Below are 26777 nucleotides of genomic sequence, written 5' to 3'. Positions count from 1 at the left end.
AACTCGCTACAATCGTTAACTGAATAATAGCGAAACCTGCTTGAATTATGCAGGTTAGCACCACATATCATGGTATATTAACTTTGTTTCAAGCATATGTTTTAGGCAAAGTCGTCTGACAATAAGCGCCTGATGTGCTCATCTACGATAGATATATAGGTCATTGATATTTATAACTTGTGAAAACAGTCCCCATGCAGCATTTGAGTTGTATGAGTCTGACTTATAAATTTTGGCTATGAATATATTTACTAAAAAATGAGCGATACGTTTATAGACGTCACGTGTTTAATAAACACACCAATAAGTAAGGGATGGGAATAACTAGTGAGCGACATGGTAAAAAATACCTTATTGTGGCTGGTGGTAATCGGCGTTTTGGTGCTGGTGTTTAGCGGCTTTGACCAATCATCCGAGCCGGATAGCCTTAACTACTCTGAGTTTGTGACCGCCGTGTCAGAAAACCAAGTAGCCAGCGTTGAAATCGATGGCGAGCAAATCACCGGCGAAAAGAAAAATGGTTCATCATTTGAGACCATTAGACCAGCTGTGTCAGATGATGAGCTCATGCCATTGCTGCGTGAGAACCAAGTCGAAGTCCAAGGGACTGCCCCAAAACGCCAAAGCGTCTTGATGCAATTACTGATAGCCAGTTTCCCAATTCTATTGATTATTGGTCTGTTTTTATTCTTCATGCGTAACATGCAAGGCGGCGCTGGCGGTAAGGGCGGCGGCCCTATGAGCTTTGGTAAGTCAAAAGCTAAAATGCTGACTGAAGACCAAATCAAGGTGAACTTTGAAGATGTGGCTGGTTGTGAAGAGGCCAAAGAAGAAGTGGTTGAAGTGGTCGAGTTTTTACGCGACCCTGATAAATTTACCAAGCTTGGTGCGACGATTCCACGTGGTATCTTAATGGTAGGCCCTCCAGGTACTGGTAAGACGCTACTAGCAAGAGCCATTGCTGGTGAAGCTAAAGTGCCATTCTTCTCAATCTCAGGTTCTGATTTTGTTGAAATGTTTGTCGGTGTCGGTGCCTCACGTGTACGCGATATGTTCGAACAGGCTAAAAAGAGCGCGCCTTGTATCATCTTTATTGATGAAATTGATGCGGTCGGTCGTCATCGTGGCTCTGGTATGGGTGGCGGTAATGATGAGCGTGAGCAGACACTGAACCAATTATTGGTCGAAATGGATGGTTTTGAAGGCAATGAAGGCGTAATCGTCATTGCCGCGACCAACCGTGCGGATGTGCTTGATAAAGCGCTATTGCGTCCAGGTCGTTTTGACCGTCAGGTACAAGTGGGCTTGCCAGATATCAAAGGCCGTGAACAAATTCTTAAAGTGCATTTGAGAAAGCTGCCGAATACTATCGGTGTGGATGCCAATGCATTGGCTCGCGGTACACCAGGTTTCAGTGGTGCGCAGCTGGCCAACCTTGTCAACGAAGCGGCATTGTTTGCAGCACGTCGCAACAAGACCAGCGTTGATATGAATGACTTTGAAGATGCAAAAGACAAGCTATATATGGGTCCTGAGCGTAAATCAATGGTCATCCGTGAAGAGGAGCGCCGTGCGACCGCTTATCATGAAGCAGGTCATGCCTTAGTCGCTGAGCTACTACCAGGTACCGATCCTGTGCATAAAGTAACGATCATGCCGCGTGGTTTTGCGCTTGGGGTTACTTGGCAGTTGCCAGAGCATGACCAAACCAGTATGTATAAATCAAAAATGCTGAGCGATATTGCTATCTTATTCGGCGGTCGTATCGCTGAAGAAGTCTTTATCAATCAAATGTCGACGGGTGCTTCTAACGACTTCGAACGTGCAACCAAGATGGCTCGCGCCATGGTGACGAAGTACGGTATGTCTGACGCACTTGGTATTATGGTTTATGAAGACGAAGACAGCTCGCAAGGCTATTTTGGCTCTAGCAGTCGTACGATTTCAGAAGCCACGCAGCAAAAGGTCGATGAAGAAGTTCGCCGTATGTTAGAGGAGCAATATGATATCGCGCGCGAATTGATTGAAGGCAATCAAGAAAAAATGCATGCGATGGTAGATGCTCTAATGAAGTGGGAAACGATTGACCGTGATCAGTTGCAAGATATCTTAGCAGGTGAAGACCCTCGTCCACCTAGAGTTTATCAGCACAATGAAGTCAACTTATCGAAAAATGATATTAAAACAACCAACTCAACACCGCCACCGTTACCAGCGATGTAGTTGTCAGTTGATTCATATCCAATAGGAGAAGCCCTTTATCATAAAGGGCTTTTTTTGTTGTCCATATTTCGTGAAGGGTTTAGTACAAAATAGAGTTTACTGGTATCATGAGCACAGCGCATAACAAGCACAGTGCATAACAAGCAGTCTGCAATAATTAGAATGTTTTGATGAGAGATAATTTGGTTATGTCCTTATTTCAGCCCTTACCCAGCTATAAGATATCAAGTCGTGATAAAACACTAGATCTATCGCAGCCTCATATTATGGGTATTCTTAATGTCACACCCGATTCGTTTTCAGACGGTGGACAGTTCAATGTGATAGATAAGGCTATTGCGCATTGTCAGCAAATGATAGAAGAAGGTGCGACTATTATCGACATTGGCGGTGAGTCTACTCGCCCCAATGCGGATGCTGTGGGCACTTCTGAAGAGATGCAACGTGTTGTGCCAGTGGTTCGAGCCATTAGGCAGCAATGCGGGGAGGATATTTGGCTATCCATTGATACCAGTAATCCAGAGGTTATGAAAGCGGCTTTTGACGCTGGTGCTGATATTTGGAATGATGTACGCGCACTCAAACGCGAGGGTGCAGCAGTACTAGCGGCTGAGCTTGATATACCCATCATGCTGATGCACATGCGCGGTGAGCCAACAACGATGAATAATTTGGCACAATATGACGACATCATTAGTGACGTAAGGGCTGAGCTATTATCGCGTATTGACGAAGTAACAGGAATTGGTGTTAAGCGTGAGAAAATTATTATCGATCCAGGCTTTGGTTTTGCTAAAAATTATGAGCATCATTGTGCACTATTAAGCCAGCTTGGCAGGCTACAAGCGCTTGGTTTACCGATGATGTTTGGCATTTCACGCAAGCGTTTTTTAGCGGAAGTATTGAGTAAGAGTGGCGTCGAAGTCGTTGCTACTACTAACGCGGTAGATCGTGATGTGGTAGGTACGGCAGCTAGTATCTTTGCCCTACAGCAAGGTGCTGGCATTATACGCACCCATAATGTGGCGATGATGCAGCAAGCGGTCGCCTTGTGGCGTCAGTTATCTGCGCATAATTATCCTTAATCCCAATTTAAAATAATGAGAGTACTTTTATGACCACCCCGATTCAGCCAGAACCAACCAATGAACAGCGCCGCATTATCTATCAAGCACGCCGCGGATTAAAAGAGTTAGACTTTTATATTGACCTTTATGTCAAAGAGATTTACTTAACGGCAGAGCCTGCTGAACAAGAGACGTTTGCAGAAATGCTGACTCATGAAGACCCTGATTTGTTGGATTATTTCACCAATCAAAATCGTCCAGAAAATGAAGAGATATGGGCGTTAGTCAATAAAATTAAAACATGGCGTCATACCAAAGATTTGACTTAAAGACTGATTTAGATATAAAAAATGGTTGTTCAGAGCTGGCATAGCTGGGTCTAAGTAACATAATGGTCTGCCGTTTTTTTTGGTGATAAAATATGACCTTGGCAAATTCGTTGCGTATTGATACGGCTATTCGTCCTGCCAGCTATTTGCGTTTGCTACTTTATAGTGGGTTGACCGCCGTCATGGTTGTACTGGCGTGGCTTGCTTCTTTATTGTTATGGCAATATGTGCTTATTTTAATCGTTACCGCCGTGGTGATTATTTATTTGACATTATCACGACCCATACTGCTGCACCTTAGCCAGCCACCACTTAGCTATCGTGTTGATCAACATTGGCAGCTACTGCTCCGTACGGGTCGCGGTGATGAGCTATGGCAGGCACAATTAATCGCTGTCTCTGGATATCGATGGGCGATAAGCTTTGAATTCAATGTTATAGAGCCTTATCAGCGCTCTTTATCAGTGACCATCTTTCGAGATCAAGTGAGCCCTGAACAATGGCGAGAGTTGAATGTTTTGGCTAGATTGTATTGAATACTTATAAATAGTGCTTATTAGTACCATGGTTGAATGTTCAATATGCCTAACATAAACGCCGAAAATACGAGTTAAGGAAGTATTTTTTTATAGTTTCCCATGAGAGGTTTTTTCCACGAATTTACGAACGCCTACATGTCATAACAAAACACCTATCTGGATAGCGAAAGAGATTTGTTATATTGCAAGAGAATTGTGAATCGCATAAGTAAATCACGCTGTTGCTTAATATATTAAATTAGCAGCGAAGTTTTTAGCGGTTTATAGATAATAAATAATATGACAAAAAGGAATCGAGAATGAGCTTATTAGGGAATTTGGTTAGTCAGGTGGCCCGTCGTGCGATGGATCCTGAAGATGCACAGCGTAATCCTGTAAATCAACGCATTGATCCACGTCGTACAGGTGGTCTTGGGGATATATTGGGTAGCGTGCTAGGCGGTGGTAGTCAAACTGGAGGCTACAATCCACGCCAGTATGATCGTCAGCCAGACAATGGTTTTGGCTTAGATGATATTCTCGGTGGGTTAACAGGCGGTGGACTCACTGGTGGCAATCAACGTGGCGGTGTCAATTCTAATGCTGGTGGTCTGGGCGATATTTTAGGCAGCGTATTGGGTGGTCAGCGTACCAAAGGCGGATTCGGTGGTAAAGGTATGCTAATCGCTGCACTTATGCCAATGGTACTAAGCTGGATCAAACGCAATGGCGGCTTGAGTGGTGCATTATCGAAAATCACAGGTATGGGTTATGAAAACCAAGCCCGTTCTTGGATGAGTAACCAGCAAGACAATGACAACCTTGATCCAAATGATATCAGTCAGTTGTTCGATGAAAATGAGATTCAGCAGGTTGCAGCACATACTGGTGCTAATGACTTAGAAGTCCGTCAAGGTCTTGCTGAATTGCTGCCAGAAGTAATGAATCAGCTGACACCAAGTGGCAATTTGGATAATGAATCTGAAGCCAATGAAGAGATTGATCAAATCATTAATCAACTATCTAGTCGACTAGGTGCGCTAAAATAAATTTATTTTTTAAAGAAAGTCGCAATCGTTAATGCCACAAAGTTAATACTATGAAAAAGAGTACGTTATCCAACGTGCTCTTTTTTATGGCTGTTAGTTTAACCCTACTATTGGTACTCAATTACTGAATATTTACTCTTTATTCTAAATAGATATGTTAAAAATGGTGAATAATAGAAAAATAATTCTATAAATCTTATAAGATGGTCATATGATTCATTGAGTCTTTTGTCGCAGTGGCTACTTTGATGATCCTTTATATAATATGACTGCGTGATGGTATAAGCATTTATAAGGATAGTTAATCATGCCATTTAAGCCTATTCAAGCAGCGGTTGCCATTTTGGTCGGCTTGATCATTTGGTTTGTGATACCAGTGCCTACTGGCGTTACGCCTGAAGCATGGCACATGCTGGCGTTATTCATCGCCACTATTGTCGCCATCATCGGCAAAGTATTACCCATTGGTGCCATTGCTATCATTGCAGTCACCCTAGTCGCACTTACAGGCGTGACTAGTGATAGCCCAGCACAAGCCATTAGTGATGCATTATCAAGCTACTCAAGTCCGTTGATTTGGCTAATTGGTATTGCAGTCATGATATCGCGTGGCTTGATAAAAACGGGTTTGGGTCGACGTATTGCCTATTATTTTATTTCTATTTTTGGTAAAAAAACCATCGGCGTGGCTTATTCTTTGATTGCAGCTGAATTGATGATAGCACCTATTACGCCTTCTAATACGGCACGTGGCGGCGGTATTATTCATCCTATTATGAAGTCTATCGCGCAAAGCTTTCATTCGACGCCAGAAGAAGGCACTCAAAACAAAATTGGTCGCTATTTGGCGATGGTGAACTACCACGCCAATCCTATTACCTCTGGGATGTTTATCACGGCTACTGCGCCCAACCCTCTGGTTGTAGATTTAGTGAATAAAGCCACAGGCGGTGATATTCAGCTGTCATGGACCACTTGGGCAGTGGCGATGTTTGTACCTGGCATGCTATGTCTGCTTGTGATGCCGTTAGTCATTTATATAATTTATCCACCTGATGTTAAAATCACGCCCGATGCAAAAGGTTTTGCCAAGGAAAATTTAGCAGAAATGGGAAAAATAAGTAGCCAAGAAAAAATCATGCTCGGAGTATTTGCTCTGATGCTGTTATTGTGGGCGAATATTCCCGCATTGATGTTAGGTAAGCAATATAGCGTTGATGCTACCACCACAGCATTTATTGGTTTGACGACCTTAATATTGACTGGGGTACTGACTTGGGACGATATTTTAAAAGAGAAGTCAGCATGGGATACCATTATTTGGTTTGGCGCCCTTATTATGATGGCCGCTTATCTTAATAAGCTTGGACTGATAAGCTGGTTCTCTGGCAATATCGAATCGATGATTGGCACGACTGGGCTTGGCTGGATCGGTGCTGTGACTATTTTGACCCTAGTATACTTATATATCCATTACTTCTTTGCTAGTACCACGGCTCACATTACTGCACTATTTGCAGCATTTTATGCGGTGGGTTTAAGCTTGGGCGCACCGCCGATGTTATATGCGCTTATCTTAGCCGCAGCGGGCAATATCATGATGACGCTTACGCATTATGCAACTGGTACTGCGCCAGTCATTTTTAACTCTGGCTATGTGACGTTAAGAGAGTGGTGGAGTATTGGCGCAATAATGAGTGTGGTCAATTTAGTTATTTGGATCGGTGCTGGTTTGATTTGGTGGAAAGTGCTCGGCTATTATTAATAGATCGCTCAAGTCATATTGTTTTATGTACAGATGGATGTATTTAAAAAAAGGTGAGGGTGGGTTAAAAGCGCTCATCTAATGTGTCTAATGTATAATTGAGCGCGGCAAAACAGATATCGCTCTGAAAGCCTCGATATTGCAAAAACCGTAGCTGCTTTGCTTTGTCTTTTTGTTCAGTGGGTATGTCATCGCCGTACTTCTTAGTGCGGGCTGTGACCGCCAGTTTGAGCCAATCGACACCATCTACCAGATTATCTGCACTATCATCTACAAACTCCCTAAACTCTTCTGACTCTGCATTTGCCATATCGATTAACTCATCGATATTACTGGGCATGGTAATTTTTTTACGATAAAACTCTTGCTTGATACGCCCACGTCCCCGACCTTTACGGATACTTTCACGAATGAGCATGAGCGTCGTGCGATAATCACTTTGGTAGCCTTTTTCCTCAAATTCATCGAGTAGCGCATCAATTTTATCTGGGGCTTGCTCCTTATCAATAAGCTTTTGCTTAAGCTCAGCCTTGCCGTACTCACGGCGCGATAAATAATAAAAAGCTAACCAACGTAAACGACTTTCGGCTTTGATCTCATCTATTTCTGCTTGTCGTTGTTCAGGCGTGCGCAAATAGGCTTTAAGAGCAGCGGGTAGGTTATCCATCTGACTGTCGACTGTGCTATGCACAGAAGTGTTGGTAATCGCAGCATCGGTTGTATACTGTGATTCTTTGTTAAATTCATTATCAGTAGCTGCACTATCGTCTGGTTCACCATGAATATTTTGTTTAACTTCAGCGAGCATCTCTTTGATACTTTGCGCTTCTGGTTGCTGATAAGCAGGCACGTCACTAGGCTCAGGGCTAAAGTTAGCCGCTGGATGAAAGCGCTTTTTACGTTTCTTGGTTTTAGCAGGATTTTTATTGGTAGAAGGGGGTGCGTCAACGGATTCTACTGAAAAGTCAGTATCGTCAGATAATGAATGGACTTCATGATAGTAAGTTGAATGCTTACGCGTCTTAGTTGTTTTTTTAGGATTGCCTTGATAGGAATGCTGAGAAAATTTGGAGGATTCAGAGTGTTTGGAAGATTTGGACGGTTTTTTTGATTTGATAGTAGGACTACTCGCTGAATCGGCATCGGATTCAGCGAGTATTTCAGCTAAGGTTTTAATGTTCATAACAATTTAATTTTCATAACAAGTCATGATTATTAATAGCGGTGAATAATTGCGCCGTTATTGTACAGGGTCAGAGACCAACGCTTCATTGGCTTTATCTTCGGCTTTGGTCTCTTTCTTTGATCCAAGCTTTTCTTCACGGATTTTAGCTTCGATTTCTTGCGCAATCGCAGGGTTTTCTTTTAAGAACAGCACAGAATTGGCTTTACCTTGACCGATTTTTTCATCGCCATAACTATACCAAGAGCCTGCTTTGCCAACGGCTCCAATTTCAACACCCAAGTCAATCACTTCGGCTAAGTGGTTGGTACCTTCACCATAAGTAATTTCAAACTCTGCTTGGCGGAAAGGCGGTGCCATTTTGTTTTTGATGACTTTGACCCGGGTTTGGTTACCGATGATTTCATCACCGTTTTTGACTGCACCAATACGGCGGATATCCATACGCACTGAGGCGTAGAATTTGAGCGCGTTACCACCAGTCGTGGTCTCAGGGCTACCAAACATCACACCAATTTTCATACGAATTTGGTTGATAAATACCACCATACAGTTAGAGCGTTTGGCGTTACCAGTGATTTTACGTAGGGCTTGGCTCATCAGACGTGCTTGCAGACCCATATGTGAGTCGCCCATCTCGCCTTCAATCTCTGCGCGCGGCGTCAAGGCAGCAACTGAGTCAATGACAATCATATCGATAGCACCAGAGCGCACCAACATGTCGGTTATTTCAAGTGCTTGCTCACCATTATCAGGCTGAGACAGCAATAGCTCGTCAGTGTTTACACCAAGTTTGCGCGCATAAACAGGGTCAAGCGCATGCTCAGCATCAATAAAGGCGCAGGTGCCGCCTTGTTTTTGACATTCTGCAATCGCCTGTAGCGTCATGGTCGTTTTACCTGAGCTTTCTGGGCCATAAATCTCTACGATACGGCCTTTTGGTAGACCACCAATGCCAAGTGCAATGTCCAGACCCAACGAACCTGTTGATACTACATCGACATCCATAATAGCTGAGTCGTCACCTAAATGCATGATGGTATTCTTACCAAACTGCTTTTCGATTTGACCGAGTGCTGCTTTAAGGGCTTTGGCTTTATTGTCGTCCATACTGGATTCCTTGTCTTCAATCATTGGTTAAAACTATAAATTTGGTATGATAAATAAAATGTTTGTAGCTATGAAGGTTAACGGCTCAATAGTGCTGATGGCTATCTAAATAATAGGCAGCGTTCGTTCAATGTCTATCTAGGATGAATGGGCTAGGGTATCGATGGTGTAGACAGTAATATAGGATATCACTCTACTATACAGTAAAATCCAATAACGATAAAAGTAAAATTAAGTTCATAATCAGCGCCAACAGATGTAATTTGTAGGTAACATTATGCTCGTTAAGCCTTAACTGTTTTCTAAAGTGCGGTTGATTAGATAAGATGATTATAACAAAAACCAAGGAGCATATAGAGGATTCAATGATGCTAAACGACACTAACTGTCGCATTGTATATAAGTGATAACTTGTGTAATCTAGTTGCTGAATATATCCTAATTTTGGATAGGATAATGCTGCCCTTTGTCAATAGCATTAAAAGTTGTCCACAACAAATAAAGCGTCTAAATTTAGCTTTTGTGAAACATCAGTGAGGATTAATTTAATTTAAAAATATATTGAAAATAAATTACAGTATTATGAAATATCATTTAACTTACTGATTTAGAAGGTTTTTTAAATTGTATAAAAAATGAACGATTTTACCTCATCCTTTGAGCTATCTAGGGAAATTGTTGTCAAGTGCGTACTTATGCACAGGGTTATCCACAGCTTATGGGGAGAACTCATGAATCCCTTATACTATCAATGTTTGAGTAGATAGGTAACCTGTGAGTGTGGTGCTGGAATATATTTTTTACCCCTATATGTAGCATTATTAATTTAAAAATTCTATGAAAATAGACGATGTTTCACGTATTAAAAAAATTTTATTATTTTTAATAAAAATACTTATAGCTTGTCTATTAAGGGTTGTAGCTGAAAAAAATCAAATAATATTGTCATTAGATAATTTGCAAGCACAAAAAAGCGGCTAAATAATTTAGCCGCTATGCAGAAGTCATCGAAGATAAGTGACCCAAATCTAGTCTTTAATATAGATTAAATCCCAAACGCCATGTCCACTATTTATACCGCGGCGCTCAAATTTGGTCATTGGACGAAAGTCAGGGCGGTCGGTGAAGTTACCTGTGCCTGCTTGATTGGTTAAACCAGTAAAACCGTCTAATACTTCAACCATCCAGAAGGCATAATGCTCCCAGTCGGTTGCGGTATGGAACCAGCCGCCTTGCTTTAGACTACGAGTCACAATCGCCATGCGTTCAGCACTGACGAAGCGGCGTTTGTGATGGCGCTTTTTTTGCCATGGGTCAGGGAAGTAAAGCTGGATGCGATCAATATGGTTTTCTGGTAGTTGCTTGAGCAATTGGATGGCGTCACCGTTGATGATTTTGACATTAGTCAAATTTTGAGTACCTGCCATATAGGCGCATTTACCGATACCTGGCTCGTGCACTTCGATACCAACGAAATTGCGGCTAGGTTCTGCTGCTGCCATCTCAATGAACGAATCACCCAGTCCAAAACCGATCTCTAAGGTAAGCGGTGCTTCACTACCGTTAGGGCTATCAGCGAATAGCGTTCGTAGATTGTCAATACCATCAAGATTGCCATCACCGAAACTGTTATTGACCAAATACTCAGCAAATTCTGGCGCGGTCAGTGCCAGTTCGGCATTTTTATTCATGTGCGTACGTCGTTTCATAAAAGTATTGACGATACGTAGATGTTTGCTTTCTTCAGGCTCACTCTCATTACTAATACGGGATTCAATGTCAATATCAGTATTGCTTTCGGTATTAGTGCTGAGGACTTTTTGCTCATCAGTAGTATTCGTACTATCGATGTGATCATTAATATCAGGATGTTGACTCATAGGATTGACAAGGCTTCATAAAATGGGTGATGTATGCTTATTATAAGTTAAATCTATACAGCTGTGAACGCACAATCCTTTTTTAATATTGTTATCGCTGATCCAGCATAAAAGAGTGAAAGCGTTGACCTTGTTTGACGTATCACATATAGATTGCCATTCGGCTGCCTTGACGCTCTTTTACATTGAATTAGCGGTATTTATCTGTCGTTTTACTGTTCTGCACATCGGTTTTGGCGTTATCATATAAAGTGAGTAATGGATTTAAATTTTTCTTCATCGTTAATAGGGGTCATCTATGCTATTTATCGAGACGGATTCGCCGCCCCCTTTTTATCAAGAACAGCTGACTCCTGCTAAGCGTACACAACTTGATAAATGGTTTATCGGTCACCGTAGCCAGCATTATTATCTGAAACGTTTTGAGCAGTTCGATACGCAAGGTTATCTGTCGCCAAAATGGCATTGGGCAGCATTTTTTGTGACGTTTCCTTGGCTCCTCTATCGCAAACGCTATATGGATGCGATTGTCTATAGCGTAGCAGGCTGGTCGTTTATTCAGCTTAATGTGGCACTGGTATTGGTTGCGTTTGAATTTTTGGCAATGCCCTTTATCCCTGATGCTTACCAGATGGCGACACGCATAGGTATTGCCGCGATCATTTGGTTATTTTGGTCATTTATGGTGGCGCGTTGGACGGATGCGTATTATTACCGCATGGCGCGACGTGAGATTGCGGATGCTATCGATGATTATCCGCGTGATGAAGCAGCGCAAAAGGCGCATCTGCGCCGAGAAGGCGGGGTCAGTCTATTTGGGCTAGGATTGGGGTTTGGTATTTTTGCCTTTGCTTTAATGGTCATTAAGATACAGTTTCTGCCAATTATTGCCAAGCCAAAAGCCAATGAAGTACTGTTCGATGCGTATGATACAGCCAAAACGGCACAAAATCGTGTGGCACTGATTTATCAACAGACAGGGCAATGTCCAATGAATTTACCTATTGATACAGGCACTCAGCAGATACGAATTGATATCGATAAAGAGGCCGCTGGCGTAGTCGAAACGGATTGTGCAGTCATTGCGACCATACAAAATGTTCAGTTCCCTATCCGCTATCTAAATCAGCAGACACTGGTTTTTTACCATGTGCCAGACAGCGATAGTTGGAACTGTACAAGTTCACTAAATAAGAAACTGGCACCAGCAAGCTGTATGCCCGATTAGGGCATGTTTGATGATTTAACCATGACACTGACTATTTGTGAATCATCAAACACGCTTTAAAATATATAAATATTTAGGTGTTAGAGTCAGTTGCAACGTCGTCCTTTTTATCAACAGGTGTTGCTTTACTTTTTAGCGCGTCATAAAAATCCGTTAAGTCCATTTTTCGGGCTTTATCAATGTCTTCATCAAACAAGCTTTCTAGCTCTGCCATCGCTGATTGTGCGGATTCAATCATGCTGGCTTCATCATCATAGATCGCTTGCTGACGTTCAATTAAGTCATCGTCGTAATCGCGGAAAGTTTGCACCGTCTCGCGCGCTTTTTCTGGTGAGATGCCAAGCAGTTGTAGCGACTCACGCGACATATCCAAGGATGATAAGTAGGTCTCACGCCAAATATGACGCACACCGACCTCACGCAATCGATAATAATGCTGACGGTCACGTGCCCGTGCCAAGACAATCAAGTCTGGATAGTTTTTACGTAAGTATTGAGCCGTGGTGATAGAGCGCTCTAAATCATCGATGGCTAAAATAAACACACGGGCTTTTTTAATACCAGCCGCGCGCAATATCTCAGGGTTTTTTGGGTCGCCGTAATAGACTTGGTTACCAAATTTACGCACGAAATCGACGCGATTCGCTGAGCGTTCAATGGCGGTAAATTCGATGTTATGCATGCGTAGTACACGACCGATAATCTGACCGACGCGCCCAAAGCCAGCAATAATAACCTGATGTTCATGATCGGGGATGGCATCGTATTCGCGGCTGGGTTTGCTTTTGGCAAATAAAGGCTCACCGATTTTCTCAAGTAACAAAAATGCCAGTGGTGTGAGCGCCATGGAGATAGTGACGATAAGGTTCAGGGTGTTGGCAAGCTCAGGTCGCAACACATTTTGAGCAGTAGCGACACTGAATAAAACAAAAGCAAATTCACCACCTTGAGCGAGCGTCACACCCAGTCTGATACTGGTTGGCCAGCGATTGCCTGATATCTTTGCAATGGCGGTAATGACACCAAATTTGATAGCCATCAATGCCATTGCACAGCCAATGATAAACATAGGTTTTGCCAAGATAAGTTTGACATCAGTCAGCATACCGACCGACATAAAAAATAAGCCAAGTAGCAACCCTTTAAACGGCTCAATACTGGCTTCTAGCTCATGGCGATACTCAGAATCTGCGAGCAGTACCCCTGTCAAAAAAGCACCCAATGCCATCGATAAACCAATTTGACCCATCAAAATAGACACACCCATCACGATAAATAGCGCAACGGCGGTCAGCAGTTCTGATGCACCACTAGAGGCTACAAACTTAAAGAAGGGACGAACGACATAACGACTAGCAAAAATCAGTCCAGCAAAAACCGCAAAAACTTTGCCAAAATAAATCAAATCATAACTTTGTTCGCGCACCCCTGATAGGAAAGGAATGACGGCTAGCAAAGGGATAACCGCAATATCTTGGAATAATAAAATCGTGAACGCTTCACGACCGTGGGTGCTAGAAAGCTGCTGTTTTTCAGTCAGTATTTGTAGTACAAAAGCTGTGGACGACAAGGCAAGGCCAAAACCGACGATAAAAGCAGTATCGAGCTGTAAGCCAAAAATTTGATGTAACAGCCCCATTAATAATGTGCCAGTCAGACCAACTTGCAAACCACCGAGGACAAATATCGAACGCCGCAGTGCCCATAATCGTGAGGGTTGCAGCTCAAGTCCGATAATGAATAGCAGCATGACCACGCCAAACTCAGAGAAGTGCAACAAGCTCTCAGCATCGCCTGCGACGTCCAGACCACTGGGCCCCAATATCAATCCTGTAATGAGATAACCTAAGACCGTCGCAATGCCAAAACGTTTACCAAGGGGTACAAAGAGCAGGGCTGCTCCTAAGAAGATTGTAGCTTGTAACATTAAATTTGGTGAGCCGGTGGCGGCAGCGAACATCTGGAATCCTTAGCAATCATGATAAAATAAGCGTTACAATATGGGTATAGCAAAAATAAAAAATCTTAGCATACGTTATTTTTTACGATAAATCTTCCACACACCATTATCGGCAAGTGGATTGTTATAAGCATCGTTACGGCGCTTACGCGGGGTCTGGCGACTGTCTACGATTTTGAAATCGGGCAGCGCATGGACGATAAGCCCCGTTCGATAAAAACGCACGCGTTCAGGCTCCAGCATCTCGCCCTTACTATCTCGGCAAAATACATAAGCGCGCAAATCAATAAATTCACGATGCGCCACCAAACGCGCCTCATCATCATTATCAAATACTGCACTCATACGCGCAATTTCATCAGCACTATAGTCACCACACTTATCAGTAAGCGCACCGACCGAACCGAAGCTTTTGGATTCTTTTGCACGAGTCTTGGTCAAATGTAGCCTTTGAACATGATAGATAAATTGCGGTATCTCAAGGCTGGCTGGTAGCGGCAGATGATCGGGCGGTAAATTGGCAGCAGGATAAAACGCCATGGCGCGCTCAAGCAGATTATGCCAACGCTGCTGATATGCTTGGACTTCGGCAATATTGCCTTCATAAATTGGCATATCACGAACTTGACGCAAAATATCAGGCGGAAACTGCTCATCTCGAAAGCTAGCAATGTCTTCTTGCAATGTTGATAACAATGCTTTGGCATGCTTTTTACCCTCTGCTGAGATAGGGTCATCAATGTAGCTTGGAGCAACAAAAGGAGCTGAGCGTCTCGACATGGCAGAAAATAATCCATTAGTGGTAAATTGGGTGTTTCAGCTTTAAGTATACAGAATTTATATGAAAAATATGGCGGCGAGGCTAAATTTCCCATCATTTTTAACATGCCATTACAATGCTAAAAATCGGCGTGATATAAGCTTATGTAAAATAAAGCCTGTTTATGTCGGCGCATAAGAAGTTATGTTCATGTACGATGATTCGTCCGTTGATAGTAAGTTGCGCGGATTATTGAAGACTTTTAGCAAAATAATTTTAAGGGTTTTCGCGGCAGGACTGGCGCTGTTATTTGGATTTTGGTTGCTAGTTGCGTCATATATGGCAGCTGGTTATTTGACATCTGATTATGTAACGCACATCAGGACTGACGCATGAGATTTTTGGATTCGAATCATATTCTTATCATTGGGGTTAGGTATTTGGTTAATAACAACGCTTTGGCTAATGTGGTGCATATAACGTTATGATTGCCACCACTTGATAAAACGTCGCCAATCAATCATAGGCAACGTTTAAATTGATATTTGAATGAAGAATGGTCCTTCCAATGTTTAATGTCTGACTTTCAAAGTCTGATTTTCAATGTCTCATGCTTAATGATTGTGACCAATATGATTATTACCCTCTGTTTGTTGTTCTGAGATATCGCAGACCAGTGCATCGCTATGTGCCTCAGTCTGCGGATGTGATGCGCTTTCTACCTGAATGGTCGCATGATGGATGCCGAGTTCAAGCAAACTTTGTTCTAAATTGGCAATCAATATGCTTGATTCATGAATACTCATTTCACCATCGACAACGGCGTGACAAGACAAGGCATTTAGACCACTGGTAATACTCCAAACATGCAAATCATGGACTTCTTGTACTTGCGGATGGGTAAGCAGTTTTTTTTCTACATCCACTAAGGATATGCCTTCTGGCGTGCCTTCCATCAAAATATGTACGGAATCACGCACGACGCGATAACCACTAAATAATATCAGTATCGCGACAATCACCGAGGCCGCTGCATCCGCCCAAACCCAGCCGAAGCTCATCATCAAAAGCGCGGCAACAATAGCGGCAACCGAACCCATTAAGTCACTCAATACATGCAGGTAAGCACTTTGCATATTAAGGTTGACTGGTTTTTTACCCGCATTTTTTCCTTGAGTGTCTTCAAGACTGTCTTTATGACTACCAGCATGACTGTGACCATGTGCATCTTCGCCGCGACTGCCTCGATGCATCAGCCACGCAACCAAAATATTGACCAACATACCGATAGTAGCAACGATAAGCATGCCTTGGGTAGCAATTTCAGGCGGTGAATTAAAGCGCTTAATCGCCTCATAAAAAATCATTAGCGCAATAATGACCAGCGTCGCACCATTGACTGTTGCGACTAAAATCTCAAAGCGTTTATAACCAAACGTCTTTTGATGAGTGGCTGCTTTTTCTCCAATTTTAAATGCCATTAACGTCGCGCCAAGTGCGATTGCATCACTGAGCATGTGACCTGCATCAGATAATAGCGCCAAACTGCCAGTCAGCCAGCCACCGATGGCTTCAATAAACATATAGCCTGTGATAATGATAAAGCTGAACAGCAAAGTACGCTGATAGCCCTTGGTATCTCGCGGGGCTGTTGTTTGCTCTAAGTGTTCATCGTGATCGTGAATGGCTTGATTGTCATGAGTGTAGTTGCTCTCATCCTCTTTATGCAGATGGTTAGCCACATTAACAGTATCATTTTGATGAGAATGGTTGCCTTGTTCAGCGTTTGATTTATTTTGACTCATAACAACACTCAGAATGACAGAAGAGGAAATTTGATTGCTTATAAGGCTGGACTTGCTGTGCACAAACTAGCCAGATATAAAGAATTTAGCATATTTAATAAATGCTTGCTGTATCTAGGCAGTAAACCATTGGTTACTATTTAGAATAACGTTCTTGAGGGCGTATCCTCAGTTCAATCGATTATCCTCTAAATAGGGACACGGCCTAGTAGCGGACAGAATAATCTGAGTTAAAAAGTGATGGTTAGTAATTGGCGGCTACCAACCAACAGGGTCGATATCCAAAGTGAGTTTAAGGTACTTGGCACTTGGCAAGGTCAATACGGGCTGCCACCATTGGTTTAATACATGGTGTAATTGTTGTCGATTTTTGCCTAAAAGTAGCAGTTGTACGTGGTAGCGACTGTTCTTTTTACTCATTGGTGCATCGATAGGTCCTAGTACGGCGAGATTATGTCCATTTGGCAGAATGGCGATGGCATCTTTAAGGGCTTGCGTCGTGGCAGCAAGGGTTTTGCCTTCACAGCGTATCAGGGCAGCATGACTGTGTGGCGGTAAACCCATCATTTTACGCTCTTGCAATAGCTCGCGAGCAAAAGACAAATAACCGTCTTTGACCAGTTTTAATAGTAATTCATTATCTGGTTGCAGCGTTTGAATGAGTACACGACCAGATTTATCACCGCGACCGGCACGTCCTGCGACCTGAATCATCAATTGCGCAGTATGTTCTGGCGAGCGAAAGTCGGCGGACAAGAAACCACGATCGGCGTTTGGCAAGCAGACAAGCGTAACATTGGGGAAATGATGACCTTTGGCGACCATCTGCGTGCCAACCAAGATGGCAGGATTGCCTTGATTGATACGCTGATAGATATTCTCCCAGCTGTCTTTACGTCTGGTGGTATCGCGATCGATTTGGATAATGGGGTAAAGCTCTTTGCTGGTTTGCGGATTGGCAAAAATTGCATGCAGGTTTTCGCTGAGCCTTGTCGTGCCCATCCCTTTGGCATCCAAATTTTGACTGCCACAATCAGGGCAAACTTTTGGAATATAAGCTTGCCAGTCGCAGTGGTGGCATTTTAGATAGGAGCTACTATAAGCGTTGTGTTGGGACTGGCTGTTATAATGAACGGTTAGATGCGCGTCGCAGCGTGGACAATCTGCCTGCCAACCGCAAGCTTCGCATAGCAAAACTGGTGCATAGCCGCGACGGTTTAAAAATATTAATACTTGATCGCCCGCTTCTAGCGTTTGCCGTATTGCCCCAATAAGCGCATCGGTCAGCCCAGTATCATAGCGCGCGCCGTCGTCCGTCGTTTGTTGATGAGTGCTTTGCAGGCGCGCATCAATCAGCTGCATGGTTGCAAGCTTCGCATTACCGGGACGAGTTTGCAGTTGGCACTCCACCAGCTTACCGTCATCGACCAGTTTTAGATGCTCAAGAGATGGCGTCGCCGTACCCAGTACGACAGGAATATTGGCTTGTAGTCCGCGATAAAGTGCCACGTCAGCGGCATGATAGCGCAAGGTATCTTGCTGCTTATAAGAGCCATCATGCGCTTCATCAACGACAATTAAGCCCAAATCTGCAAAAGGATATAGCACCGCTGAGCGCGTGCCAATAATGATTTGAGCGTGACCGGTACGGCAGTCTTGCCAGCCTTGTAAGCGATGAGTATTGTTCATGCCAGAATGCAATAAGACAATGTGAGCGGCAAAGCGACTGGCGAAACGCGCGCGCGTTTGCGGTGTCAATCCAATCTCTGGTACCAAAATCAACACCTGCTTGCCAGCTTCCAATACGGCTTGCATTGCTTGCAGATAGACTTCTGTCTTGCCACTACCAGTGATGCCATTTAATAAAAATCCCGTGTAGCGATTGGCTTCATGAGCCGCAATAATGGCGGTAACGGCGAGTTGTTGCTCGTCATTGAGATCAAGGGGCATTTTTGCTAATTTAACAGGCGCAGGTGCTTGTTTGGGCTGAATATAGCGCTCGATTAACCCTTTGTCTTCGAGCGCTTTTAAAAAACTCCTCTCCATGCCTTCTAGTAATAAAACATCTTCACTCGCGCCGCGCTCGCCATGCAGCTTAAGCATATCAAATTGTTGTTTTTGTTTTTTGGCGTTGGCACGAAAGTCATCGTCGCTTACCTGTGGCAAAATTCGCCAATGGGTAATCAGTAAATCCAGCGGCTTACCTTGACGAACGAGCGTTGGCAGCATGACTGCTAAAACGTCACCAAGCGGGTAGTGATAATAACGCGCCAGCCAATGTGCCAGCTTTAGCATACTGGTCTCTAAAATAGGCTCAGCATCCAAGCATTTATTGATAGGTTTTAGCTTATTAAGTGGCACGCTGCTATTTGCTTCTGGAATATGAGCGACGACGATACCGATTAAAGTTTGACGACCAAAGGATACTTCGACACGGCAGCCAATATGAGGCAAAGAAGGGCTTGATAAGGCGTTGATATCTGCTGGTACGCTATAGTCAAATACCCGATAAAGGGGCACGGGTAGAGCAACTTGTACCAACATAAAATGCGTTCCCAGTTTCAGGTAAATGGACTTTAGATAACCAGCTTTTGGATAACTGGGTTGTAATATTGATAAGAATAATAGCAATAAGCCCAAATATTGATATTTGGGCTTACTTTGGCCTTACTTTTTAGCAGTGGCTTTTTTGGCGTAATGACTTGAGAATTAAGTGCGTCTATGTATTAAGCCTTACTATTTACATGATGATATGGCTTAAGTTACTCAATATATAAAATTGACTCAATCTCGACCACACCGCCTTTAGGTAACGCCGCTACTTGGACGGCTGCACGGGCAGGATATGGCTCGCTCAAATTGGCAACAAACACGTCGTTTAGTGCCGCAAAATCACTCAAATCAGTCAATGACACGTTAAATTTAACTACGTCATTTAAGCTGCCATCAGCCGCTTCACAGATGGCTTTGATGTTTTCAAACACTTGCTCAGCCTGTGCTTTAAAACCTTCTTTTAATTCCATGGTATCAGGGTCAAAACCCAATTGTCCTGAAATATAGACGGTGTTACCGACTTTGACGGCTTGTGAATAAGTACCAACGGCAGCAGGGGCTTTATCAGTTTGAATGGTTTGACGAGTCATATTATATCCTTTTTATCTTTTTCTGGTTTGGTAGGTAAGGGCGCATTATTCATCATTTACATCTCGTTTTTCACCATACAAATGATGACACGCTCTACGTTTATTTGCTAAAAATCAAAAAACACAGTTTATCATTATTTCAGGTCTTTCTAAAATTTTCTAAAACCATTATTCAATGTTCTATTGAGTGAGTTTTGGTGGCAATGTATCACGCGCACTACACCTTGTTACCAGCACTACAGCTGATACAGCCTGATGATGTTTGGGAAACCTAGCAAGGAGCGTAGCTCGCGAATGCCTTGTGCTAGATGATTGCGACTGCGAACGATGATATGGATGATGGTGTCACTACTGCGCACGTCTACTTTTTCTACCCCTATATTTAGTTGGCGTAAATGATAGATGACTTCAGTAATCTGTTCGTCGCTGAGGGCAATAGATAGTTTTAAATAGGCTGGAAAGCGAATTTTTCCGGTATTTTTTATGTCATGTTCGCCAGCGTCACCTTGTTTTACGGCCTTGTCATTACGCCAGCGCAGTTGTATAACCTGATAAGGATTGTCTTTACGAATATCGTCAAGTGAAAAGCACTTGTGTCGATGAACAACCAGACCGTGACGGGACAAGTGACCGACGATAGGATCACCATAAATAGGATGACAACAATTGGCAAAATCAAGCTCAACCCCAGACGCATTGACTATCAGCTGCTGTGGTTGGGTCATATTATCGCTGTGTTCTTGTGCTTGCAAATCATTGACTTCATCGCTAAACAAGCGAGTCACTACCAGCTGTGGTAATAACGTACCAGAGCTTATTTGCTCGAATAGTTCGGATTTTTCGGTCAAGCCACGCCATTCAGTGAGGTTTTTCCAATCACTATCGGTTAAATCATCGAGACTTTTTTGATAGGTTTTTAGCGCCCGATCTAAGGCTTGTTGACCATGGTGCTGCTTATCAGCAGGAGACAAGTCTTTAAACCAACGCAAAATCTCTTCACGCGCTTTATTGGTCACGACAAATCCTAGCCATTCTGCTTTTGGTTCTGAGTGGCTATTGACTTCTATTTCAACCAGCTGTCCATTCTTAACGACTGTGCCAAGTTTGGCTTTTTTACCATCGATATTGGCGCCAACGGCTACATTGCCGACCATCGGTCCGACAGCGTAAGCAAAGTCTAGCGCGGTTGCGCCTTGTGGCAGCTCATAAGCGCGACCCTTTGGACTATAACAGATGATTTTACTGGAGTGTAGGTAATCCATCAGCTCATTAATGGTAGAGACTGCCGCTGAAAAGTCTGGGCTATTTTCATCTAAGCTGTCTTCATCGACCAAGTCTTTCATATTGCGTAATGAGGCTTGGATAACCGATTGGCTAACGTCTGAGGCATGCTCTGCACCGATGACACCAAGCCGCGCTGCGCTTTGCATTTGCTTGGTTAAAATCGTCACTTTGACGACATCGTTATCGCGCTCATAGATAAGCGTGAGCGACTGATTGCCACCCGGTAGCGGACGACGAATATTATCAGCGATATGAGAGTCATCAATCTGGTATTTTTTAATTAAGTAATAGGCCAGCTTGTCACAGGCTTCGACATTATCGAGGACAATCTCAAAGGCATAATGACGGAGCAGAGCGTTGATTTCACCGCGATTGCGGAAAAACTGACGGTAGATGACCACGCGATTGTCTAAAACTTTGACCAGACCATTCAACCCCAAGTTATTGAGGACAATACTCAAATAGCGATGGATGGCCTCTCTTTGAAAGTTACGCCCAAGCCCGTGCTGTAGTAGCTTGTCAGACAGTTTGTTGTACATGTCAGAATCAAGATTACGGTAACAAAGCACCTCGATATAATCGGCAATATCATTAAGACCCATTAGCCGCGCAAACGGCACATAAAAGTCCAACGTTTCTTGTGCTGTAGTGCGTTGTTTTTCGGGGCGTACTGCATCCAGTGTCGACATATTATGTAAGCGGTCAGCAAGCTTAATAATCAATACACGTGGGTCGGCAAGGGTGGCTGTCAAAATTTTATGAAAGGTGGCTGCTTTGTTTTGCTGTTTATTGTGTGAGGATGATTTTAGCTTAGTCACACCGTCGACCAGTCTCGCCACTATTTTGCCATAGCGTTGCTCAATCTGCTCATCGCTCACCTCGGTGTCTTCGACCGTATCATGCAAAATCGCTGCAATAATCGTATCTCGATCCAAACGAAAACCTGCCAGTATCTCGGCCACCGCAATCGGGTGGGTGATATAAGGCTCTCCTGATTTACGCTTATCTTTGATGTGCGCAATATCACCGAACTCACAGGCATCAATAATATCACGGCGTTCAGCAGCAGTGAGGTAACCTACTGAGCGCAGTAAATTATATTGAGCCTCATCGACTAAATGATGGCTGAGTTTGGGTAAGGTTTGACTCATAAAGTAACGATCCTATTTTCCATTACCTGTTTGCCTGACTGTCTATCGGGTAAATGGTGACTGAATGAATGCTGGAATACTATAAATATAAAAAATTTCGAGAAAAAAGATAAAAATAGGTAGACCATCCTCTAATTAATCGTAAATCGCATTCAATGTCAACTGCTAAGCGAACAGGTGCTATAAAAATTTAGAAATTCTAACTCAATGGTAGGTTTTCAGGTATAAATGGTGACTAAAACAGTCAAAGCAATATCACAGCAATCAGCCATTACAACCAAAAAACCACAGCCTATGCTGTGGTCTCTCGTCAATATGTCATCACTGTATGGATTTGTCTTATAAGGCAGTGGTTAGCTTTATAGGCTTCATACGACAAATCTTCAATGCTGTATCTTAATAATACAGTGTCTTAAAAACCATGATCGCCTGACAGTGCCAAATCTAATGAACTGGTGGCAAAGTTGTGCTCTGGCTGATTTAGGATATCGCGAGTGATTTTACCAGCAGCGATTTCACGCAATGCCAATACCGTAGGCTTGTCATTATCCACATCAACCAATGGTTCTGCGATACCTTTGGCCAATTGACGTGCGCGTTTGCTTGCCACCAAAATCAGTTCAAAGCGATTATCAACATTATCCAAACAATCTTCAATCGTCACTCGTGCCATATGTAGCTACCTCGGTTGTTTTTATTAGTCACGGAGCTTGCCCGCCACTCAATAAAAATAATATCAAAATATAAAGGGGGATAGCGAGACATTATAGCATTTTTTGCCCAGCCGCGTAGTTGCTTTTTGCGTGTCTATTAACGTATCTATTAATAGGCGCTCATCGACTAAGTTGACAGTAGTATTTCGCTCTTGCTTTACTCTTCTACTTTATTACTAAGTAAATTGCTGATGGTGCGATGATACCGCTGCTGTTGACGCTTAAGCGTCTGCCTGTCCGCCACGATAATGGCTTTTAGCTCAGTCAAAGCGACCTCAAAATTGTCATTAATAATCACAAAATCAAAATGGACATATTGCGCCATCTCAGTCACTGCGCCAGCCAGACGTTGCTCTATTACCTCCATAGTATCTTGCCCACGCGTCGATAGACGCTGACGTAAAGTGGCAATACTTGGCGGTAAAATAAAAATCATAATGGCGTCAGTAAAGATTTTTTTGACTTGTAGTGCGCCCTGCCAATCAATCTCTAAAATAACATCGACGCCTGCTTCTAATTGCGTTCGCACGCTTTGCTCCGAGGTACCATAGTAATTACCAAAGACCTCAGCATGTTCTAAAAACTTGTTTTCACCGATGGCAGTCACAAACTTTTCGACATCGGTAAAATGATAATGATGACCATCAATCTCGCCGGGACGCGGCGTGCGCGTGGTGTGTGATACGCTGACGGTTAAGTCATTAGTCGTGGCAAGTAGCTGCTTTACCAGTGAGGTTTTGCCCGTACCTGAGGCAGCGGTAATAATAAATAATGAACCTGTCATACAATTTGTCCTAATGGAGTGTGTGCTAGTCAAATCTGTGCGAGTAAAAGAGCCAAAGCTGTTTTAGTAAACAATTCAAAACTGGTAAAAAGAAAAATCGCCATCATGTATGGCGATAGACATTGTCATCGATGCACTATTATAAACTGCTTTTGTGGCTTTTATTTTAATTAAAGCTGCCTTTGACCAGTCGTTATCATCGAAGCGATCTAAAGATGGCATAGGGCAACTTATTATAAATCACATTTTTAGTGCATTAAGTGCAGTTAACGCTGCCACTATGGATAAATACTTTGAACGTATGAATATGTTTGCTTCTAGTTAAAACAGCCTCTAGTACCGTGCTATTTTCAAAGGCAATAAAAGTAAATTATGCTAAAGTAGCGTAATGAATTCATCCCAATTTTTGAGTTAAAGCTTTTGACAGTAATGTCGTGTATTTAAGCTTTAATAATAAATTATCTAATGATAGGCCCTCTTATGCAAATTTATCTTGCCAATCCACGTGGATTTTGTGCTGGTGTGGATCGCGCGATTGCGATTGTGAACGAAGCATTGACACGTTTTGAACCGCCCATTTATGTTCGTCACGAGGTGGTACATAATAAATTTGTCGTCTCTGATTTGGCCAATCGCGGTGCGGTCTTTGTGGAAGAACTTCATGAAGTGCCAGATGGCTCTATCGTTATTTTTTCTGCTCATGGTGTATCAAAAGCTGTCGAAGATGAGGCTGAACGCCGCGATTTGACCGTATTTGATGCCACTTGTCCGCTGGTCACTAAGGTACATATCGAAGTCGCTAAATTTGCGCAAGAGGGTATGGATGCGGTATTGATTGGGCACGCTGGACATCCCGAAGTGGAAGGCACGATGGGGCGCTTTAACCGTCGCCACGGCGGTCACATTCATTTGGTTGAAAACGAAGCCGATGTGGCAGCATTGAGCGTACAGAATGCCGAGCGTTTGGCGTTTGTCACTCAAACAACCTTGTCGATGGATGACACAGCGCGCGTCATCGATGCACTGCGTGAAAAATTCCCTAGTATCCAAGGTCCGCGCAAAGACGATATCTGTTATGCCACGCAAAACCGCCAAGATGCGGTAAAAGACTTAGCCAGTCGCTGTGAGGTGGTCTTGGTGGTCGGCTCGCCCAATTCATCCAATTCCAATCGTCTGCGTGAGCTGGCTGAGCGGATGAATTGCCGTGCGTATTTAATCGACAATGCCAGTGAGATGGATAAAAGCTGGTTGGATGGTGTGCAAAGTATCGGCGTCACCGCTGGCGCATCAGCACCCGAAGTACTGATTCAAGAAGTGCTACAGCAGCTGCAAGATTGGGGTGGTGATTTACCGAGTGAGCTATCAGGCATCGAAGAAAATGTCACTTTCAGTCTGCCTAAAGCCTTGCGTATCCCAGTCACCCAAGTGGGTAAGTAGATAAGGCTTTGTACAAGACATCTAATAGGTAACGTATAGTAGGTAACGCAAAATGAAAAAGCAAAAAAAAGGATTTGTATTGGCAGAAGCCACTCTCGGTGAGGTTAACAAACAATTGAAAGTGAATTTGTTTGTCATCGTGGTAGTGGGATTCGTGTTAGGCAGTAATATTCTGCATTTTATGCGAGAAAAGAATGTTTTTTATGGCGTATTAATTGCCGCGATGGTCATTGCATTATTTTTTGTCATTAAGAGTCGACAGGTTCTTAAATTAAAACAACAAGAGCTTATCAAATAAATCATAGGACAGTCATGTCAGCTTATTATAACTTTATCAAACGCGAACAGCGAGAAGACGGCGTCAACGTCGCACATTATCAGCCAACCAAACATGCCCAAGGGGCTTGGAATGAGCATGAACAGCATATGGCGCCAGCGACAGGATTGCTCACAGCTGAGCTCAACGGTTATGCGCCGCAAGAAAACATGCGTATCGCTCGTATCAGCCTAGATATCTTAGGATTGATTCCACTGGATGACTTTACCGTTACCACGCGTTGTATTCGTCCGGGCAAGACCATTGAGCTTATTGAAGCAGTCATGAGCAGTCGCGGTCGTGATGCGATTATCGCGCGGGCATGGCGTCTAATGACCCAAGATACCAGCGATATTGCAGGCATTGAAGACCAAAAAGCGGTACATAAGCCCGAAGAGTTGCCCATTTGGGAAGACATGAAAGGCTGGCCGGGCGGGTTTATTGAGAGTGTGCGCTTGGTCGCTGATGATACGCAGCGTCGCCCAGGACGCGGTATGGTCTGGATTACTAATGATGTGGAGATGATCGAGGGCAAGCCAACTGATGACTTGGTGCATCTATTGGGCATGGTCGACACGGCCAATGGCGTTGTGCCGCGCCTTGGGCTTGGCTTGTCAGAATTAGAATGGATGTTTCCCAATACGGATTTGCAAATTCATATGCATCGCGCGCCGCAAGGTTGCTGGCTTGGCATCGAAGCGGTGCAGCAGTATGGCAATGATGGCATTGGCTTAACGAGCGCTGTGTTACATGACATCAATGGCCCTTTTGGTCGTAGTGAGCAAATATTGACGATTCGTCCGATGCCGCGTTAATTGCTCTGTGGTATTTAATTAAGCTCTATTTGATATGGTCAATTCGCTTTAAAAAAGTGATAGCAAGGCTAATAGAGAGTGCTTGCACTGTTAATATTTATCGATGTTAATAACAACCATCCTAAGGAGTAAAGTATTTGGATGAGTAAAAAACAAGTTAAGTGGTTCTGAAAAACAAAACGAAAGCATGTAATTAATTAATTATACAAATCAATGGTAATGGGTTGTAATAGTAACTAACCACAGAACATGACTGT

General features: G+C 43.3%; 21 protein-coding genes. 10 read left to right on the top strand and 11 right to left on the bottom strand.

Annotated elements, in window-relative coordinates; genetic code table 11:
- Positions 1–327: 327 nt before the first annotated feature.
- The 6 genes from ftsH (at position 328) to ACP69U_RS09885 (ending at position 6951) form a co-directional block, all read left to right on the top strand.
- Positions 328–2223 carry an ATP-dependent zinc metalloprotease FtsH gene (gene ftsH, locus ACP69U_RS09910; protein ID WP_055124711.1) on the top strand — a complete coding sequence of 632 codons (1896 nt, stop codon included), beginning with the start codon at positions 328–330 and terminating at the stop codon, positions 2221–2223.
- A 188-nt stretch (positions 2224–2411) separates the two neighbouring features.
- Positions 2412–3308 (top strand): dihydropteroate synthase, encoded by an 897-nt coding sequence (gene folP / locus ACP69U_RS09905; protein WP_426138444.1) that lies wholly within the window; start codon positions 2412–2414, stop codon positions 3306–3308.
- Between the two features lie 29 nt (positions 3309–3337).
- The gene (locus tag ACP69U_RS09900; RefSeq protein WP_045444191.1) at positions 3338–3619 is read left to right on the top strand and encodes a succinate dehydrogenase assembly factor 2; all 282 of its coding nucleotides are present in this window, start codon (positions 3338–3340) and stop codon (positions 3617–3619) included.
- Positions 3620–3711: 92 nt separating this feature from the next.
- Positions 3712–4155, top strand: a complete 444-nt coding sequence (locus ACP69U_RS09895) for a protein YgfX (RefSeq protein ID WP_426138443.1) — start codon at positions 3712–3714, stop codon at positions 4153–4155.
- Positions 4156–4457: 302 nt separating this feature from the next.
- Positions 4458–5186, top strand: coding sequence for a YidB family protein (locus ACP69U_RS09890; protein ID WP_426138442.1), 729 nt, complete (start codon positions 4458–4460; stop codon positions 5184–5186).
- Positions 5187–5493: 307 nt separating this feature from the next.
- The gene (locus ACP69U_RS09885) at positions 5494–6951 is read left to right on the top strand and encodes an anion permease (protein WP_426138441.1); all 1458 of its coding nucleotides are present in this window, start codon (positions 5494–5496) and stop codon (positions 6949–6951) included.
- 64 nt (positions 6952–7015) lie between these two features.
- Here the strand turns inward: ACP69U_RS09885 and ACP69U_RS09880 are convergent, their stop codons facing one another.
- The 3 genes from ACP69U_RS09880 to trmB all read right to left on the bottom strand — a co-directional run bounded on the left by ACP69U_RS09880 (position 7016) and on the right by trmB (position 11124).
- Positions 7016–8134, bottom strand: a complete 1119-nt coding sequence (locus tag ACP69U_RS09880; RefSeq protein WP_426138440.1) for a regulatory protein RecX — start codon at positions 8132–8134, stop codon at positions 7016–7018.
- A gap of 57 nt (positions 8135–8191) precedes the next feature.
- Positions 8192–9244: a recombinase RecA gene (gene recA / locus ACP69U_RS09875; RefSeq protein ID WP_055124705.1), complete on the bottom strand. Its 1053-nt coding sequence runs from the start codon at positions 9242–9244 to the stop codon at positions 8192–8194.
- A 1028-nt stretch (positions 9245–10272) separates the two neighbouring features.
- Positions 10273–11124 (bottom strand): tRNA (guanosine(46)-N7)-methyltransferase TrmB, encoded by an 852-nt coding sequence (gene trmB, locus ACP69U_RS09870; RefSeq protein ID WP_426138439.1) that lies wholly within the window; start codon positions 11122–11124, stop codon positions 10273–10275.
- A 298-nt stretch (positions 11125–11422) separates the two neighbouring features.
- Between trmB and ACP69U_RS09865 the strand changes: the two genes are divergently transcribed.
- A complete protein-coding gene (locus tag ACP69U_RS09865; protein ID WP_193008573.1) occupies positions 11423–12352 on the top strand; it encodes a pilin in 930 nt (309 codons plus the stop codon).
- Positions 12353–12425: 73 nt separating this feature from the next.
- Here the strand turns inward: ACP69U_RS09865 and ACP69U_RS09860 are convergent, their stop codons facing one another.
- From ACP69U_RS09860 to gmk, 8 genes are all read right to left on the bottom strand, one after another.
- Positions 12426–14312, bottom strand: a complete 1887-nt coding sequence (locus tag ACP69U_RS09860) for a monovalent cation:proton antiporter-2 (CPA2) family protein (protein WP_193008574.1) — start codon at positions 14310–14312, stop codon at positions 12426–12428.
- Positions 14313–14387: 75 nt separating this feature from the next.
- On the bottom strand, positions 14388–15092 hold the full coding sequence (locus ACP69U_RS09855) for a hypothetical protein (RefSeq protein WP_193008575.1): 705 nt from the start codon (positions 15090–15092) through the stop codon (positions 14388–14390).
- Between the two features lie 594 nt (positions 15093–15686).
- Positions 15687–16877 (bottom strand): cation diffusion facilitator family transporter, encoded by a 1191-nt coding sequence (locus ACP69U_RS09850; protein ID WP_193008576.1) that lies wholly within the window; start codon positions 16875–16877, stop codon positions 15687–15689.
- A gap of 258 nt (positions 16878–17135) precedes the next feature.
- Complete coding sequence (locus ACP69U_RS09845; protein ID WP_426138438.1) at positions 17136–19421, bottom strand: primosomal protein N'; 2286 nt, start codon at positions 19419–19421, stop codon at positions 17136–17138.
- 218 nt (positions 19422–19639) lie between these two features.
- Positions 19640–20020 carry a RidA family protein gene (locus tag ACP69U_RS09840; protein ID WP_426138437.1) on the bottom strand — a complete coding sequence of 127 codons (381 nt, stop codon included), beginning with the start codon at positions 20018–20020 and terminating at the stop codon, positions 19640–19642.
- A 236-nt stretch (positions 20021–20256) separates the two neighbouring features.
- Complete coding sequence (locus ACP69U_RS09835; protein WP_426138436.1) at positions 20257–22455, bottom strand: RelA/SpoT family protein; 2199 nt, start codon at positions 22453–22455, stop codon at positions 20257–20259.
- Between the two features lie 412 nt (positions 22456–22867).
- Positions 22868–23128, bottom strand: a complete 261-nt coding sequence (gene rpoZ, locus ACP69U_RS09830) for a DNA-directed RNA polymerase subunit omega (RefSeq protein WP_045444217.1) — start codon at positions 23126–23128, stop codon at positions 22868–22870.
- Positions 23129–23325: 197 nt separating this feature from the next.
- Entirely contained in the window at positions 23326–23952 is a 627-nt protein-coding gene (gmk, locus tag ACP69U_RS09825; RefSeq protein WP_055124697.1) for a guanylate kinase, read from the bottom strand.
- A 480-nt stretch (positions 23953–24432) separates the two neighbouring features.
- On the opposite strand from gmk, the gene ispH reads away from it, so the two are divergent.
- The 3 genes from ispH to ACP69U_RS09810 are packed head-to-tail and all read left to right on the top strand — an operon-like array spanning position 24433 to position 26520.
- Positions 24433–25389 carry a 4-hydroxy-3-methylbut-2-enyl diphosphate reductase gene (ispH, locus tag ACP69U_RS09820; protein WP_045444223.1) on the top strand — a complete coding sequence of 319 codons (957 nt, stop codon included), beginning with the start codon at positions 24433–24435 and terminating at the stop codon, positions 25387–25389.
- Positions 25390–25441: 52 nt separating this feature from the next.
- Positions 25442–25687, top strand: a complete 246-nt coding sequence (locus ACP69U_RS09815; protein WP_426138435.1) for a hypothetical protein — start codon at positions 25442–25444, stop codon at positions 25685–25687.
- A 14-nt stretch (positions 25688–25701) separates the two neighbouring features.
- Positions 25702–26520, top strand: coding sequence for a thioesterase family protein (locus ACP69U_RS09810; RefSeq protein WP_426138434.1), 819 nt, complete (start codon positions 25702–25704; stop codon positions 26518–26520).
- Positions 26521–26777 lie beyond the last annotated feature (257 nt).

Origin of the sequence: Psychrobacter sp. TWR1-1-1 (genome assembly GCF_049895865.1) — a bacterium.
Lineage (GTDB): Bacteria > Pseudomonadota > Gammaproteobacteria > Pseudomonadales > Moraxellaceae > Psychrobacter > Psychrobacter immobilis_A.
The sequence above is the reverse complement of the archived record's forward strand: the minus strand, read 5'-3'. Positions and strand labels throughout refer to the sequence as shown.